We start from the raw sequence: 15,663 nt of genomic DNA on the forward strand, positions 1-15,663 counted from the left end.
TCAGGACTTGGGTCATGGTTCTATCATAACTTCCGCATTCCTCCCGACACTGACCCTACGGGTACAGTGCGGGGCTCCTGCGATTTCTAGCTGACCCTTTCTACCTCCCAACCGACCTGGAAACCTAGAAGTGGAGATCCCAAACGGGGAAAAACCCCACCAGCAGCTCCACGATCACCAAAGCCGGTAGCAAGTTGGCCACCCGCAGGCGGGCCAGGCCGAGCAGGTTGAGGCCAATGCCCAAGATCAGGATCCCACCGGTGGCCTCCAAGGCGGCGATCAGGTCTGGGCGCAACAGAGGCTGCAACTGCCGCGCCAACAAAGCCACTCCCCCCTGAACCAGGAGCACCGGCACCGCAGAAAATAGGGTGCCCCAGCCAAGGCTGGCGGTGAAGGCGAGGGTGGCGATCCCGTCCAAAGCGGCTTTCACCAACAACAGCGAGGGATCCCCCAATCCATCCTGGATGGATCCCAGCAGGGTCATGGGGCCGACCACAAACAGGATGCTGGTGGTGACGAAGGCACGGGTAATCGGGTTGGGGCCCAGCCAACGGCTTACCTGCTTTTCCAGGGCCTGGCCAATCCGCTCAAAAGCAGCCTCGATGTCAATCCACTCCCCCAGCACAGCTCCTGACATCAGAGCAACCAAAACCGTTACCGCTTGGGCGGCACTGCCGAGGGTGAGGGCCATTTGGATCCCTAAGACCAGCACCAGGGATCCCATGGCTTGCAAAAGGGTTTGGCTCATTCGCTGGGGCAGGCGGCTACCTACTCCCCAACCAAGGCCGCTCCCCGCCAAGATGGCGAGGGTATTGACGAGAGTGCCGGTGCCGGGAGGAGCCATAGACTTTTTAGCGCCCAGACTTTCCACTCTCAGTTTCCGATAAAGACCTGTCCCAAGCCTGCGCGGAAGCACCTATGCAGATTCAGCTATTCCCGCTGCCAATCCTGGCTATACTGAGGACACGCCTACCTGATCAGATGGGGGCTTTCACTCCACGAAGACATCCGATGAGCTTTTGGAAGGGCCTGTTCGGGGCAGCAGGGGCCGCTTCGACGAAAGAGTTGGCGCAAAAAACGACGGCCAAAGCTGGTCATGTTGCCGCGCAGCGCAGTCGCGACCGTCAGGAAGTGGTGGCGGTACAGGGCGAGTCCATCCTGTTCAGCTTGGATCCCAACTTGGATCTGTACGAGCTGGAGGAGCTCTGCGATGCGGTGGGATGGTCGCGTCGTCCCATTCCCAAGGTGAGAAAAGCCCTGCAGCACAGCTTTTTGGTGGTGTCGATGTGGCAGCAGCGGGGCAGCTATCGTCGCCTCATCGGCTTTGCCCGGGCAACGTCCGACCACGCCTTCAATGCCACCATTTGGGACGTGGTGGTTCATCCCGATTTCCAGGGCAAGGGTCTGGGCAAGCGGCTGATGGAAAAGGTGATCCAAGAGCTGCGCGCCCAAGACATCAGCAACATCACCCTTTTTGCCGATCAAGGGGTGGTCAGCTTTTACGAGCGGCTGGGCTTCACCCCCGACCCCGAGGGGATCAAAGGCATGTTCTGGTATCCCCGCTAGCGTATGGCTCCTCTGGTGATTTTGCCCGGTTATCTGGCGGGCGCGTCGGAGTATGAGCCCTTGCGTCAAGAGCTGGAAGCCCGCGGCTATGCGGCACGGGTGGTGCCGTTACGGGTGCGCAGTTGGTTTCCCACGCTGGGGGGAAGGCCCGTCACTCCCATCCTGTGGGCGCTGCGAGAGGCCATCCAAAAGACCTGCGCTGAGTTTGGGGTTGACCGGGTTAACCTGGTGGCCCACTCCGCCGGCGGCTGGATTGCCCGCATCTACCTGGGATCCGTGCCTTACGGGGGACAGGTGTGGCAGGGGCGGGAGCACGTCGCTACGCTGATCAGCCTGGGATCCCCTCACATCAGCCGGGAGCGCTGGACGAAGCGCAATTTGGACTTTGTCAACACCCACTATCCGGGGGCCTTTTGGCCCGAGGTGAACTATGTGTGCGTGGCGGGCAGAGCCATTCAGGGGCGGCGCTTGGGCCTGGGATCCCTGTGGCGACAGGAGGATTATCTGGCTTGGCTGGCCTACAACAGCTATTGGCTCACGGCTGGACAGGGGGAATTGTGGGGCGATGGCATTATCCCCATCGAGGCTGCCCACTTGCAGGGGGCTGTCAATCTCACCCTGCCCGACTGTTACCATTCCGGTCGGGGTGGACGGCGCTGGTATGGATCCCCCGAGGTGGTGGAAACCTGGGCTCGGTATTTGGCTTAGGGCCTGCCTTTAGCTGCTGGGCTCGCTCGGGTCGGCAAGGGAAGTCTCGGGCAAAGGGGCGGCGGATTGGCGGCGTTCCTGCTGGCGTCGGGCGGCTTTCACCATCTCCTCGACCACAGCCCGCGCCTGCTTCATGCGATCCAAACTACTCCGATAGAGCTCCAGATCCTTTTTCACCCGCTCTGCCGAAAAGGGCAGCTTGCCCACCACATCCTCCAAAAAGCGGCGGGTGCGCTCTTCCGCTTCTTTGTAAAGGGACTTGGCCACGGCTTCATAGGCTGTATAAAGGCCAACAGCCAAGACCCGGCTGTAGGCATAGGGCGGCTGAGTCATGCGCTCCAAAATGGCTTTCAACCCGCCCACATCTTCCGCCTCTGGCTTGAGGCAAAGGAGATCCAGTCTCTGACGGGGATCCCCGCTGCGCATCAACTCCAGCAGATCGCGGGCATTCTTGCGCAACACCTCCGGCTTGAGGTGCAAAGCCTTACAGAGGGCGTTGAAAATGGCTTCTCGCTGTTCGGGGGGTTGGTAGGCTTCCATCAGCCCGTCGTAGAGGGTGACCATCCCCAAGGCAAAAAACGGATCGTAGATGAAGGTGCTGTTGACGGTGGTCAGGTGCAGCTCGACCAACAACTCCTCCACCACCCGGCGATAGACGGCGTTGATCGGGCGAGGGTAGGCGCTGAAAAAGGCCGCTTTGGTGGCGGAGAGGGTGCGAACAGGATTCACAGGCAGACAAAAAAAGGTGAGCTTGAGGACGGCTTTCTCTGTTCTATTCTCGCCTGTGGTGACCCTGAGGGCAAGCGACGACCAATACAGCCGCATCTTGGCTCCGCTATGGTGAATAGATGGGTGGGAAGATGGGTTGAGGGAGGCGATGGCAACAACAGACGTGACGGTGGTGGTGAAGATCGGCACCTCTAGCCTGACAGATACTCAGACCGGCTCGTTGCGTCTTTCCGTATTGGGGCCGCTGGTGGAGGTGCTGACTCACCTGCGCCGGCAGGGATACGCGGTGATCTTGGTCTCCTCCGGGGCGGTGGGGGTGGGTTGTGCTCGCCTTGGCTGGCGGCAACGACCGACGGCTATTGCCGAGAAGCAGGCGGTGGCTGCGGTGGGACAGGGGCGGCTGATCCGCCTTTACGATGACCTCTTCTCGGCTCTGAACCAGCCGATTGCCCAAGTGCTGCTCACCCGTGGCGATCTGGTGGAGCGCAACCGCTACGTGAACGCCAATCGCACTTTTGCCCAACTGCTGCAGATGGGGGTTATTCCCATCGTCAACGAAAACGACACGGTGGCGGTGGAAGAGTTGAAGTTTGGTGACAACGACTCGCTTTCGGCGTTGGTGGCCAGCATGGTGCAGGCCAAGTGGCTCATCCTGCTCACCGATGTGGACAAGCTCTATTCGGCTGACCCCAACCGAGATCCTTCCGCTGAGCCCATCGAGCGGGTGTTGCCCGGGATCCCCCTACAGGTGAAGGCCGAAGCCCAGGGGAAAAGCGGCTGGGGCACCGGCGGCATGGCCACCAAGCTGACCGCTGCTCAAATTGCTACAGCCGCAGGGGTAACGGTGGTGATTACCAATGGCAAACGGCCTGAGCAAATTCCGGCCATTCTGGCCGGCGAGGCCATCGGCACCCGCTTTGATCCGGCTCCCCAGCCCGCCAGCGCCCGCAAGCGATGGATTGCCTACGGCCTCATCCCCGAGGGATCCCTGACGTTGGATGAGGGGGCGGTACGAGCGGTGTGCCAGCAGGGGCGCTCGCTGCTGCCGGCAGGGATCACAGCCATTTCTGGAGAGTTTGAGGCGGGGGCTGCCGTGCGCCTGTGCGATCCCAGCGGCCAGGAGGTGGCGCGGGGCCTGGTGAACTACAGCGCCGAGGAGCTGCGGCAGATTAAGGGCAAAAAAACCGCCGAGATTCCCCGCATCCTGGGCTACGAAGGGGTTGATACTGCCGTCCACCGGGATAACTTGGCCTTGCTCAATTGAGGCCATGGGTGAGGCCATGGGGGCGAGTCCAGGCGCGGTGCTCTGCACCACTAGCACGAATGGCTACAACGGCGGGATCCCAACGCCTATTCTTCCAACTGCCAGGGATCCTGAGCCAGCACCTCATCGAAAACCCGCGGGGGGCGCACGGCCATCAGCACCTGGCCCAACAGGGGAGAGGAGGGCGAGTCTTCTATCCACTCCACCGCCAGGGATCCGGCCCGATCCACCAGGAAAAATCCCGCCATCTGAGCTCCCTCCCAAACCCGAGCGGCGCGATCGACCACCAGCAAGACCGGATCCTGCTCTTCGCCGGCAGGCACCGGCAAGCCCAATAGGGATCCCAAAAGCCGGTTTTCCACCTGGAGGATCACCGGATCCCCGGCCTTTTGAATCACCGGCCAAGCGGGCAAGGCCATCCAAGTTTGCTCCGTCGGGCTGTTGACCCAGCCAAAGGGCCCTTGCGGCTCGCTGGAGGGGATCCCTTCCCAGGCGGCAGTTGCAAGAGGCAGGGATCCGGCCACCGGCAGCAGTCGCGGCAGATCTTCTTCCAAGCGAAACACGGACAGCTTGGGCAAAACGCTGCGTTGGGGGCGGGAGCTGGTGGCAATCGTGGACAAGAGCTGCTCCACCTGTCGGCGGGCTGTATCACTGTGGACATACTGAAACGCTCGACCGATAGCCCGAGTTCGCTCCTGCAGATCGCGGGTTTGCTGGGCCGTCCGCCAGGCTTGATAGGCCACCGCATCGCCGGGGTGATCCGTAAACCCTTCCGGAAGCTGTTGGAGCTGGGCATAATTTTTCACGGCGCGGGCGATCTCATGAGCATCAGCGGCATGCAAATGGCGACTGAAGATGAATTCCGCCACCCGAACCCGATCCTGTGGAGAGAGAATGCGCAACTCGTAGAGGATATCGCTACCTTTGTGGGCAAAATGCTCCAGAACTGCTGGGCTGGCTCCTGCTTTGGCTATCCCTTCGTAAACTTGGGCCGCAACAAGGATCTGGTTTTGGTGAATGGGCTCAAACCCGGTTGCCTCGAAGATGGCCTGGGGAGTCATTTTCTGTCGTTGCAAAGCTTGACAGGCCTTGGCCCAATCCAGCCACCGGCCCTCTTTGCGGCGCAGCCGCTCTACCAACAAGCTGGGATCCTCCTCCACAGCAGCAGGTTCCGGCAGATACTGACTCATGCTTGTTCTCCAACAGGCTGGACAGATCACCACTCCCCTGGTCCACAGCCCAGCAGAGCTGGCCGGGCATCTGGCCAAACTTGATCTTCAAACTTGATCTTAGGGCTGATAGCGGTTCTGGCCGAGTCCGGTCGCGACAGCGGGACGGAGTCCTTGGCGAAACTCTAGATCGCTGGGTCGCACAGCATCACCTGGGAAGGCTGTCCACTCACCGGCAAGCAGTTCAGATCCAATTGCCAAAGCTGAGACAGGTGAGATTTCTCTGCTTTGGGCACCTGCAGCCAAATCTTGCCCCTTTGGCCCACCTGCAACACCTGTGAGCCGTTAGGCACAGCTACTTGGGCCAAGGGATCCCCTTTTTCACTGTACAGCCAGAGGGAAGTGGATTGCTCGCCCTCTCGACACAGCAGCAGCACGCCCCAAGGGGCCTTGGCCATCTGGACAGGTTGCCCTTTCAAGAACCAGCGGCGCACCCGCAGCGGATTCACCTGCACCGAGTGGAGATAGGGGCAGCAACCTTGCTGGCCTTCCCTTCCCTCATCTGTTGCCGCAAAGAGCAACCGTTCTCCCAAGCTGATCACCCCCCCTTGGGGATCCAAGGGCAGGCGATAGCGAATGGGCTGGGATCCCGTCTGCAGAGACCAACCGGTCGCGACAGCGGGATGGCGTCCCTTGGGATAGGGCAAGAGGCTCATCTCCACCCACTGCTGCCCCACACCTGTCAACAAAACCAGATGCTCCGAGAGGGCCAGCAAGCGGGACAGGGATCCCTGCCAAGGCCAACGAAAATAGCACCGGGAATCGGGGAAAGGCTGTGTTCCTGTCGACGTGGCCGGCTGCCATTGTACGGCCCCCAACTCTTGGGCGGTGGCCCAGACCAGCTCCTGTCGCTCTGCCAGCCAGGTGGCCTGCCAATCCTCCTCAAAGCTGAGCAAGGTGCGGATGTGGCTGGGGCTGAGGTGCAAAAGGCTGCTTCGGGAGAAGGCCAGGGCTTCCGGGAAGGTGTTCAAGGGCAGCACCGCCCGAATTGGCTCGTCCAGGGAAAAATGGGCCAAAGCAGGGGATCCCAGGGCAAGGTTCTGGAGCTCCAGCCATTCCAGCCTCTGGGGGGTCACCCGCAACAGCAGCGGGGATCTGGAGCCGCTGGGATCCTCGCAGATGCAGAACTTTTGCTCGGCCAGGAACTCCATCCCGCCAGTGTCAACAGAGCCCAGATCCGGCAGATCCCAAACCTGTACCCCAGGGGGCGGCCATCTGGGCAGGCGAGGGCCAACCCAACAACTGGCCGGCTCTTGCCACTCTTGGGCAACCACCGCCAAAGCCGACCGCATTTGGGCAGCAGTGCGGAACCGCCGCAAGGGCAACTTGCGTAGGGCTATCTCCAGCACCTCCCGCAGCGGGGCAGGGATCCCTTCGGGACAGACAAACGGCTGGTTGAGGTGGGCGTGCATCAACTGGCTGGGGGATCCGGAAAAAGGCCGCCGGCCCGTCAGCAGCTCCAGCAGGATGATCCCCACCGCGTAGAGATCCGAGGCAGGGCTAAACTGACCGTAGAAGCGCTCGGGAGCCATGTAGGCAGGGGATCCGGTGGCGGTGATCTCGCCGGCAGCAGGCTGCAGGCGACGGGCGATGCCAAAATCCGTCAGCTTCAGTTGCCAGCCCTGGGGCGTGGGCTTGAGCAGGATGTTCTCGGGCTTGACATCGCAGTGGATCACCCCCTGCCGGTGGGCATGATCTAACCCGGCCAAAATCTGATCCACAAAGCCCAAAACCTGTTTGACCGGCAGCCACAGCCCTTGCTCCACCTGGTCGATCAGCTCCCGCAGCGTGCCTCCCTCGCAGTACTCCAACACCAGGTAGCGACCTTCGCGGGCATGTTCGAGGGCGTAGCAGCGGGTAATGTTGGGGTGGTTGAGGGTGAGCAGATGGCGCAGCTCCCGCAGCAGATTTTGGGTGGGAAAGCGCTCCGCCGGCAGCTCCTTCAGGGCCACCAGGTCTCCTCCTTGACGGGGACGGGCACAGAATACACGCCCGTACTGCCCTTGGCCGGCCAAACCCAACATTTGGTAGCTGTCGTGAATCGACTTGAGGGTACGGCTGCGTCGGGACACGGCCCTAGCCCACGAGGAATCAATACCGGCACTTTACATCTTTTTTTGCTCTTTTCGTTCCCGTCTTGGCTCAGGTTCCAGAACAACGAGCCCAGCAGCAGGTCTGCCGAACTCCCACCGGAAAGCCTAAGAGCCGGTCAACTGCTTGAGCAGCTCCGCTGCGTGGGTTTCCACCTTGACCTTGGTGATAACGGCCTCGATCTTCCCCTCCGGATCAATAACAAAAGTGGTGCGGTGAATGCCGTTGTACTCTTTGCCCATGAACTTTTTCGGCCCATAGACCCCGTAAGCCCTGGCCACCTTGGCCCCCTCATCCACCAACAGGGGGAAGGGCAGTTGCAGCTTCTGGGCAAATTTTTGGTGGGAACGGGCATCGTCGGCGCTCACCCCCAAGATGGCGATGCCGTGGGCTTGATAGTCAGCGTAGGCATCCCGAAAGCCGCAGGCTTCTTGGGTGCAGCCGGGGGTGTTGTCCCGCGGGTAAAAATAGAGCACCACCCGCTGGCCCCGCAACTGGCTCAAGCTGATGAGATTGCCCTCGGCATCGGGCAGGGTGAACTCCGGAGCCGGATCCCCAACCGCAAGGGGCATAGGTGGGATCCCTCCTCAGACCGATTTTTTGGGAGAGAGAATCATCGTGATGTTTCGCCCTTCCTTTTGGGGAGGCTGCTGCATTTCCGCCACGCCCTCCAGGTCTTTGAACAAGCGCTGCAGCAATTCTTCCCCCAGCTCGGCGTGCTGGGCCTCGCGACCGCGGAACATCACGGTGGCTTTCACCTTGTCTCCATCCCCCAAGAACTGCTGGGCGCTGCGCAGGCGGACATGGTAATCGTGCTCGCCGATGTTGTAGCGAAACTTCACTTCCTTGATCTCGGCGGTGTGTTGCTTCTTACGGGCCTCCCGTTCTTTTTTCTCCTTCTCAAACTTGAACTTGCCGTAGTCCATGATGCGGCAGACGGGCGGATCGGCCTTTTCGCTCACCAAGACCAAATCCAGATCTTTTTCTTCTGCCAGGCGCAGGGCCTCGCGCGGGCTCATGATCCCCAACTGGGTGCCGTCGGTATCGATGAGGCGGATTTTGGGGAAGCGGATGCGCTCGTTGATGGCCGGCAGCTCTGCACGCTGCTTGCGGGGGAAGCGGTCAAGTGGACGCTCTACGGTCAAGTTTTCCTCTCTCAACGAAATGAACAGCACAAAACCCATGCTAAGTAGAAGCAAGCCCCCTAGGAGCAGTGCCGACCCGTGGATTTGAACTTATCCAATCAAAGTCGGCTATCGGCCCGCAGGCTAAGGCATGCTGCACCTATACTAACCGGCATTTTCTACCTCCTTCTAGAGCTATCAAGAGTTGTCAAGGCCCGCTCACTTGGGGATCCTGCCAGATTGGGGCAACAACTGCGGTAGGATACCAAAGTGGCGATCCTGATGGGATCAAAGGTTGTTTGTCGGCCAGCAGGGAGGGCAGAAGCGGTGCAGCTCGGTTTAACGGAACGGGAACTGACAGAGTTGGCCCAAAAGTCGGTTCAGCTCATCCTCAGCCCGCGGGAAGGAGATAGCGAGGCGCTGATCCAGTACAAGTCTTCGGCGGAATTTCGAGCAGGGGTGCACCTGGCCTGTGCGGCCATGGTGTTGGTCTTGGCCGAGAACAACGAGCGCCTCGGCCAACAGTTGCTGGCCACTTTACAGAACTTACAGAAAGGATCCCCGGCCCTCGAGACACCCTCGGAGGGGACTACCGGAAGCTAGCCCAAGGATCCGCGAACGGGAGAGGAGAACGCCTTGGCCGAGGTACGCAGGGAGCGGGACTCGATGGGGGAGCGGCAACTGCCGCAGTCGGTTTATTACGGCATTCAAACCGTCCGCGCCCTAGAGAACTTTCCCATCAGCGGCCTCAAGCCCCTGCCGGAGTATGTAGAAGCCTGCGTGCTGATCAAAAAAGCGGCGGCAGAGGTCAATGGGGAGTTGGGGTGCATTCCGGCAGAGGTGGCCAAGGCGATTGTCCAAGCGGCGGATGAGATCCTCCAGGGATCCCTGCGGGATCAGTTTGTGGTGGATGTGTACCAGGCGGGGGCGGGCACCTCCCACCACATGAACGTCAACGAAGTGCTGGCCAACCGCGCTCTGGAGATCCTGGGGGAGCCCAAGGGCCGCTACGAGCGGGTCAGCCCCAACGACCATGTCAACTACGGCCAGTCCACCAACGATGTCATCCCCACCGCCATTCGTCTGGCTGCCCTGCTGCGGGTGCGACGGGATCTGCTGGGCACTCTAGACAATTTGGTGGCAGCCCTCGAGCAGAAGGCAAAAGACTTTCACGGGATCCTCAAGGCCGGTCGCACCCATTTGCAGGATGCGGTGCCAGTGCGGCTGGGGGATAGCTTCGGCGCCTACGCGGCCATCTTTGCCCAACACCGTCGGTGGATTGAGGAGGCCAGCCAGGCCCTGTGCAGCTTGGGGCTGGGGGGAAGCGCCGTCGGCACCGGCCTCAACACCCATCCCCAGTATCGGCAGCGGGTGGTGCAACGGCTGGCGGAATATACTCAGCTACCCCTGACCCCTGCCCCCCACCTGATGGCGGCGATGCAGAGCATGGCCCCCTTTGTGCATCTGTCGGGATCCCTGCGCAACTTGGCCCAAGATGGCATCAAGTTGGCCAACGACCTGCGGCTGATGGATTCCGGCCCCAAGACCGGCCTCAAGGAGATCCAACTCCCCCCGGTTCAGCCCGGCTCTTCCATCATGCCCGGAAAGTATAACCCGGTAATGGCCGAGATGCTGAACATGGTCTGCTTTCAGGTGATCGGGCTGGATACCGCCATCACCCTCTGTGCTCAGGCGGGGCAATTTGAGCTGAACGTGATGATGCCCCTCATTGCTTATGACCTCCTGCACAGCCTACAGATCCTAAACAACAGCCTGCGGGTCTTCACCGAGCGCTGCATTCAAGGCATCACCCCCCAACCGCAGCGATGCCGCGGCTACGCGGAAGGGACGCTGGCTTTGGTGACTGCTCTCAACCCCTACATCGGCTACTTACAAGCGGCAGAGGTGGCCAAGGCTTCTCTGGAAACCGGCCAGCCCATTCGACAGATTGTTTTGGAGCGCAACCTCATGACCCCAGAGCAGGTGGCGGAAGTGCTGGATCTGGAGGCGATGAGCCAAATGCAGTCCTAACCCATTCGCTACAGTGGAGGCATACTGCTCCTGCCCGGCCATGACCATTACCCCCTATCGCTGGCCCACCCAGCACGACTTGCCCGATACAGACGACACCCCCTTGGACAACGAGGATCAAGGCCGCCAATACCCCCTCCTCCGGGAGCCGCTGCTGCTGCACTGGTCGGATCGGCAAGACTTTTTTGTGGCTTGCAATATGGGCCTTTACTACGCCCTACCCCGGCAGGTCATTGTTCCAGATTTGTTTCTGGTGCTGGGGGTTCCCCGTTGGCGGGATGGCACTGCCCGCAAAAGTTATGTGGTTTGGGATGAAGGGAATATCTTGCCTATTCTCATCTTGGAGATCATCTGCAACGACCAGGGGGAAGAAAAACCCGGACAAGCCAAATTCCAGCTCTACGAAAGGCGGCTGCGGATCCCCTACTACGTCACCTTCGAGCTAGAGACCGATGAGCTGAATGTTTATCAACTCCAGGGCGGACACTATGAGCTGCTCCCCGGCTCAGGCGCTGGAGAACATCCCCCCATTCTGTTGCCCGATTTGGACTTGAGTATCGGTCGGTGGTGGGGATCCTACGAGGGGCGAGAACGCTTTTGGGTGCGCTGGTATGATAGGGCAGGGCAATTGTTGCCTACGGGAGCTGAACTAGAACGGCAGCGGGCTGAATTGGAACGGCAACGGGCAGACCTAGAACGCTCCCGAGCCGAACGACTGGCCCAGCGGCTACGGGAACTGGGAGAAGACCCTGAATTTTGATCAGCTTTTCCAGGGATCCCCAAAAAAGAAATCTCCACCTACCCCCTACACTGGAATCCTGGCATTCCAGGGGGACATGATGACCAGACAGCGACTCAGTTTGTGGACGAAGCTGGCCTATGGGGTGGGGGATCTGGGCACAGGCATGACGGCCAACATCCTCATCTTTTTCCTGCTGCCCTTTCTCACCAATACCGTTGGCATGTCGGCAGGCCTAGCCGGCAGCATCTACGCCATCACTCGCTTTTGGGATGCCATCAACGATCCCATCATCGGCATTCTCAGCGACCGCACCCGCACCCGTTGGGGCCGTCGCCGCCCCTGGCTGCTGTTTGCAGCCCTCCCCTTTGGCCTCACGTTCCTGGCCCAGTGGTGGATCCCTTTTCCCGGTCGGATTGGCCCCCTGTTTGCCTACTACCTGGCGGTGTCGCTCTTGTTCAATACCTTCTACTCTGCGGCCAATATTCCCTACGCCTCCCTGACAGCGGAGCTGACCCAGGATTACGACGAGCGCACCCAGCTCAACCAATTCCGCTTTGCCTTCTCTGTAGGGGGCAGCATGGTTGCGGTGGTTACCTTTCCGCTCTTGGTCAACTTGCTGCCGGATCGGGCTGCCGGCCACCTGCTGGCGGGAGCCTGTTTTGGAGTGATCTCGGCTGTGCCCTTGCTGATCTGCTTTTGGGGGGTGCGAGAACGGTATCCATCCCAACGGGATCCCATGCCCCTGGTTCAACAACTGCGGGTGGCCTTCAGCAACCGCCCCTACCTGTTTGTCAGCGGCATCTACCTGTGTTCTTGGCTAGCGTTTCAGTTCACAGCCACAATCATCCCTTATTTCATCGTCTTCTGGATGGGCCTGCCGGAGGTGTGGATTTCCTTGGTGGTACTGGCGGTACAGGGGATCGCAGTGCTGACGCTGTTCGGTTGGACCCAACTGAGCACCCATCTGGACAAGCGCACCATGTACCTTATCGGGGCGGGGTTTTGGCTGATCTCGCAGGCGGGCCTGTTTTTCCTCCAGCCCGGCCAGCAAGGGATCATGATTGGGCTGGCTCTGTTGGCCGGCATTGGGGTTTCTGCTACGGCCTATCTCGGCCCTTGGTCCATGTTGCCGGATGTGATCGATCTGGATGAACTACAAACCGGGGAGCGGCGGGAGGGGATCTTCTACGCTTTTATGGTCTTCTTACAAAAGGTGGGCCTGGCGCTGGGACTGTTTTTCGTGGGGCAAGCTCTGGATTGGGCCGGCTTTGTGCCTTCGGTGGCCGGAGAGGCCCTGCCCATCCAGCCGGAATCGGCTTTGTTGGCCATTCGCGTTGCCATTGGCCCCTTACCGGGAGTGGCTTTGATCGGCGGGATCTTGCTGGTGTGGTTCTACCCAATCACCCGGCAGCGTCATCAGCAGATCCTGATGGAATTGGAAGAAAGACGGCAACAATACCACCCCAGCACCGAAAGATCTCCTTAGACCGCAAAATAGGCTACGGTTTCTAGCGGCAGAGCAACTGGCGCAATTGCGGGGGTTTTGATCTTCGGCCCAGGCTACTCCTCTCTCAGGGGCCTGCAGGATTACCTCATCAATGGCCTGAAAAAATGGCCTGAAAATCGATCACTCCTTCATCTCGCGCTGGGGGCCGAATGAAGAAAATGCCGAGACCATTGCCTGATCATCACCTTGGCCCGCAGCCTGGGAATGGATGTCACTGCCGAGGGGATCGAAACCCTACAGCGACTGCACCAATGAGGCTGTTGAACTGCGAGTATGGCCAGGGCTATTTCTTCGCCAAACCTCTCTAGGATGCAGAGCAAATGCTGCGGTTGCAACTGGACAAGAGGTGAAGGGATCCCTGCCCTCAGTCTAGGATGATGCGCAGGCCGCTACCCGAGGGAGTCACCGGTTCAGAGCTGGGCAAAATCCGCAGCCCACTGCCGGAGGGCCGGATCACTGTGTTGTCAGCATTTACGAAGAAGGTGTTGGATTGGCCGTCCCGCTCATACACCACCACGTCGTTGCGGTTGAACTGGGAGCGACAGATGATGGGGGAGTTGTCGGCAGCAGTAGCCGCACTGCAGCGGTAGCCAGGGGCAGAGACGATCCTGCCTTCTTCATCGATGGAAAAAGGAACTGCAGAGGGCAAGATTGGAGGGAAGACCGGCTGGTCGGGATTGAGGATCACCGAGCCACCTGTGCTGGGTTCTACCACGATCCCCCGCCCGTCGATGACGATCCGCTGCGCTTGGGCGGGAGAGACGGCCAGCGGCCCCAAGAGCAAAGCCAGGCTTAGGCCGAGTTGGAGGGGAAACAACAGCTTCATTGGATATCTCCTTTGGCCCAGGGCCATAACAGCTTCCAGGGATCCGCCAACGATCCTCGAAGGGGATGGATCCCTGGCTCAACTTAACTTGATCTTGACTTGATCTTGGCCCAGATGTCGGGCCGAACCCAGGGCGGAAGCCGTCACCTCTGTTGCCAAGATGGGCACTTTGCCGTCGGCTCGACTACCACAGCCCCGAACGCCCCAGAGCCAGGCCGACCACCAACATGCCCAACACCAAGAAGGGCTGCGCACTGGCCTGGTATTTCACATCGTTGTTCAAGGGATCCCGCAGGAGGTACATATCTTGGAAGGTTATTTGGGGGATGATCAGCAGCACCAAAATGGCCGCGTAACGTTTTAGGCCCGCCCCCAGCAAAAATGAGGCCATGCCGAACTGAAATAGGTCGATCATCAGCGCCGAGATCCAAGCGGCCCCCATTGCCCCAAACATCACCGGCAAAGAGGCCAAGCCAAACTGCCTGTCCCCTTCGATGCTTTTGAAATCGTTGACCACGGCAATCCCCAGCCCGGCCAAGCTGTAGATCAGCGTCAGGATGCAGACCGTCCAGTTTAGCTCGCCGAACAAGGCGTGGCCTGTCCACCAGGGCAGGGCGATGTAGCTGGCACCCAGGGCATAGTTGCCCAGCCAGCCGTTGCGCTTGAGCTTCAGGGGGGGCGCCGAGTAAATGTAGGCAATGAGGGCTCCCGCCAAGGCAATGCAGGTGATCACCGGGAAGTCATGGCCCGTGTACCAGTCCAGAGCGTAGGCCAAGCCCAACCCCAAGATCAGCAGCACCCAGATTTGGATAACCACCCGCTGCAGAGAGATGGCCCCCGAAGGGATCGGGCGGTAGGGCTCGTTGATGGCGTCGATCTCGCGGTCGTAGTATTCGTTCACCGTTTGGGTATAGCCCGTCATCAGGGGGCCCGCCAGAATCATGCCCACCAAAATGAGAGCCACATTCTCCCAAGTCCAGGTGAAGTGACCGGAAGATGCCGCCCCCGGAATCAGACCCCACACCAAAGGGATCCAGGTGACAGGCTTCATCAGTTGCAAGTGCAACTGCCAAATGGAGCGAGACTCCACCTCTGCTCCTTTCATGCCCAGCAGTTGACGGACACGCTGCGCATTCGACCCGCCGGTGCCAGGGGATCCCTTGCCGGGATCCGAGTCTGGGGCGGCTTCTTCTGAAGCAGCTCCTTCTGCTATGCTGGGCTCCGCAGCAAAGGCCATCTCAGCCGCCATTTCCGGCGAGGAGGGATCTTGAGGGATCTTTTCGCTCATGGTGGGATGCGCAATCAAACTGCAATAACGGGGATAACCACCCCCATTCAGAGACATCGTGACATACTCCCGCACTCATGCTGATGCATAGAGTACGAGCTTCTCAGTGACTCCTGTTAAGGACATTTCCTGAGCTTTAAGAACGGGATGCCCCACCGCTCTGTGTTTACCATAGCAAGGGTTTCCGCCTTTCATCCTGACCCTCATGCTGATACATAGAGGGCGTCGCTTCTCGGCGGTCTAGCTGACCGGATTCCTCAAACAAGAGGAGAGGTTGACATTCTCCCCACGGCTAAAGCTAGAGGATCCGTTCTCAGCCAGCAAAACAACTCCCACTGACTGAGCTACACCGAGCATGTGGCTTATACCGCAGCACCGTGGGGGACGCCAAAGCGCTTCGCGCCGCCAAGGCGAACGCACCAGCTACTGGGATGTGGAAACACCCCAGATACTTCTACTTCACCTTCAGCTAGAAATCGCAGGAGCCCCGCACTGTACCCGTAGGGTCAGTGTCGGGAGGAATGCGGAAGTTATGATAGAACCATGACCCAAGTCCTG

15 protein-coding genes are annotated in these 15,663 nt (G+C 59.9%); 7 read left to right on the forward strand and 8 right to left on the reverse strand.

The annotated features are described in order from the left end of the window. Positions 1–124: 124 nt before the first annotated feature. The gene (locus ACVWZ1_RS13230) at positions 125–844 is read right to left on the reverse strand and encodes a DUF554 domain-containing protein (RefSeq protein ID WP_414374952.1); all 720 of its coding nucleotides are present in this window, start codon (positions 842–844) and stop codon (positions 125–127) included. A 167-nt stretch (positions 845–1,011) separates the two neighbouring features. On the opposite strand from ACVWZ1_RS13230, the gene ACVWZ1_RS13235 reads away from it, so the two are divergent. Then, on the forward strand, positions 1,012–1,566 hold the full coding sequence (locus ACVWZ1_RS13235) for a GNAT family N-acetyltransferase (RefSeq protein WP_414357199.1): 555 nt from the start codon (positions 1,012–1,014) through the stop codon (positions 1,564–1,566). Positions 1,567–1,569: 3 nt separating this feature from the next. Then, positions 1,570–2,274 (forward strand): esterase/lipase family protein, encoded by a 705-nt coding sequence (locus ACVWZ1_RS13240; protein WP_414357197.1) that lies wholly within the window; start codon positions 1,570–1,572, stop codon positions 2,272–2,274. 9 nt (positions 2,275–2,283) lie between these two features. On the opposite strand, the gene psb29 is transcribed toward ACVWZ1_RS13240, so the two are convergent. Then, on the reverse strand, positions 2,284–3,099 hold the full coding sequence (psb29, locus tag ACVWZ1_RS13245; protein WP_457467355.1) for a photosystem II biogenesis protein Psp29: 816 nt from the start codon (positions 3,097–3,099) through the stop codon (positions 2,284–2,286). A 52-nt stretch (positions 3,100–3,151) separates the two neighbouring features. Between psb29 and proB the strand changes: the two genes are divergently transcribed. Beyond that, positions 3,152–4,267, forward strand: coding sequence for a glutamate 5-kinase (gene proB / locus ACVWZ1_RS13250; RefSeq protein ID WP_457467354.1), 1,116 nt, complete (start codon positions 3,152–3,154; stop codon positions 4,265–4,267). A gap of 86 nt (positions 4,268–4,353) precedes the next feature. On the opposite strand, the gene raf1 is transcribed toward proB, so the two are convergent. The 4 genes from raf1 to infC all read right to left on the reverse strand — a co-directional run bounded on the left by raf1 (position 4,354) and on the right by infC (position 8,681). Then, the gene (raf1, locus tag ACVWZ1_RS13255; protein ID WP_457467353.1) at positions 4,354–5,457 is read right to left on the reverse strand and encodes a RuBisCO accumulation factor 1; all 1,104 of its coding nucleotides are present in this window, start codon (positions 5,455–5,457) and stop codon (positions 4,354–4,356) included. Positions 5,458–5,621: 164 nt separating this feature from the next. Then, on the reverse strand, positions 5,622–7,568 hold the full coding sequence (locus ACVWZ1_RS13260; protein WP_457503649.1) for a serine/threonine-protein kinase: 1,947 nt from the start codon (positions 7,566–7,568) through the stop codon (positions 5,622–5,624). 126 nt (positions 7,569–7,694) lie between these two features. Then, positions 7,695–8,159 carry a thioredoxin-dependent thiol peroxidase gene (gene bcp, locus ACVWZ1_RS13265; protein WP_457467351.1) on the reverse strand — a complete coding sequence of 155 codons (465 nt, stop codon included), beginning with the start codon at positions 8,157–8,159 and terminating at the stop codon, positions 7,695–7,697. A gap of 15 nt (positions 8,160–8,174) precedes the next feature. Continuing rightward, positions 8,175–8,681, reverse strand: a complete 507-nt coding sequence (gene infC / locus ACVWZ1_RS13270) for a translation initiation factor IF-3 (protein WP_457410967.1) — start codon at positions 8,679–8,681, stop codon at positions 8,175–8,177. A 312-nt stretch (positions 8,682–8,993) separates the two neighbouring features. Between infC and ACVWZ1_RS13275 the strand changes: the two genes are divergently transcribed. The 4 genes from ACVWZ1_RS13275 (at position 8,994) to ACVWZ1_RS13290 (ending at position 12,970) form a co-directional block, all read left to right on the forward strand. Further along, the gene (locus tag ACVWZ1_RS13275; protein ID WP_414357184.1) at positions 8,994–9,314 is read left to right on the forward strand and encodes a hypothetical protein; all 321 of its coding nucleotides are present in this window, start codon (positions 8,994–8,996) and stop codon (positions 9,312–9,314) included. Between the two features lie 33 nt (positions 9,315–9,347). Continuing rightward, the gene (locus ACVWZ1_RS13280) at positions 9,348–10,742 is read left to right on the forward strand and encodes an aspartate ammonia-lyase (RefSeq protein ID WP_457503651.1); all 1,395 of its coding nucleotides are present in this window, start codon (positions 9,348–9,350) and stop codon (positions 10,740–10,742) included. Positions 10,743–10,782: 40 nt separating this feature from the next. Beyond that, entirely contained in the window at positions 10,783–11,502 is a 720-nt protein-coding gene (locus tag ACVWZ1_RS13285) for a Uma2 family endonuclease (RefSeq protein ID WP_457467349.1), read from the forward strand. Positions 11,503–11,581: 79 nt separating this feature from the next. Next, a complete protein-coding gene (locus tag ACVWZ1_RS13290) occupies positions 11,582–12,970 on the forward strand; it encodes an MFS transporter (protein ID WP_011432179.1) in 1,389 nt (462 codons plus the stop codon). Between the two features lie 385 nt (positions 12,971–13,355). Here ACVWZ1_RS13290 and ACVWZ1_RS13295 read toward each other — a convergent pair whose 3' ends face one another. Beyond that, entirely contained in the window at positions 13,356–13,817 is a 462-nt protein-coding gene (locus ACVWZ1_RS13295; RefSeq protein ID WP_457503652.1) for a hypothetical protein, read from the reverse strand. A 184-nt stretch (positions 13,818–14,001) separates the two neighbouring features. Next, positions 14,002–15,105, reverse strand: a complete 1,104-nt coding sequence (gene chlG / locus ACVWZ1_RS13300; RefSeq protein WP_457503653.1) for a chlorophyll synthase ChlG — start codon at positions 15,103–15,105, stop codon at positions 14,002–14,004. Positions 15,106–15,663 lie beyond the last annotated feature (558 nt).

It is taken from the genome of Thermostichus sp. MS-CIW-25 (genome assembly GCF_054060015.1).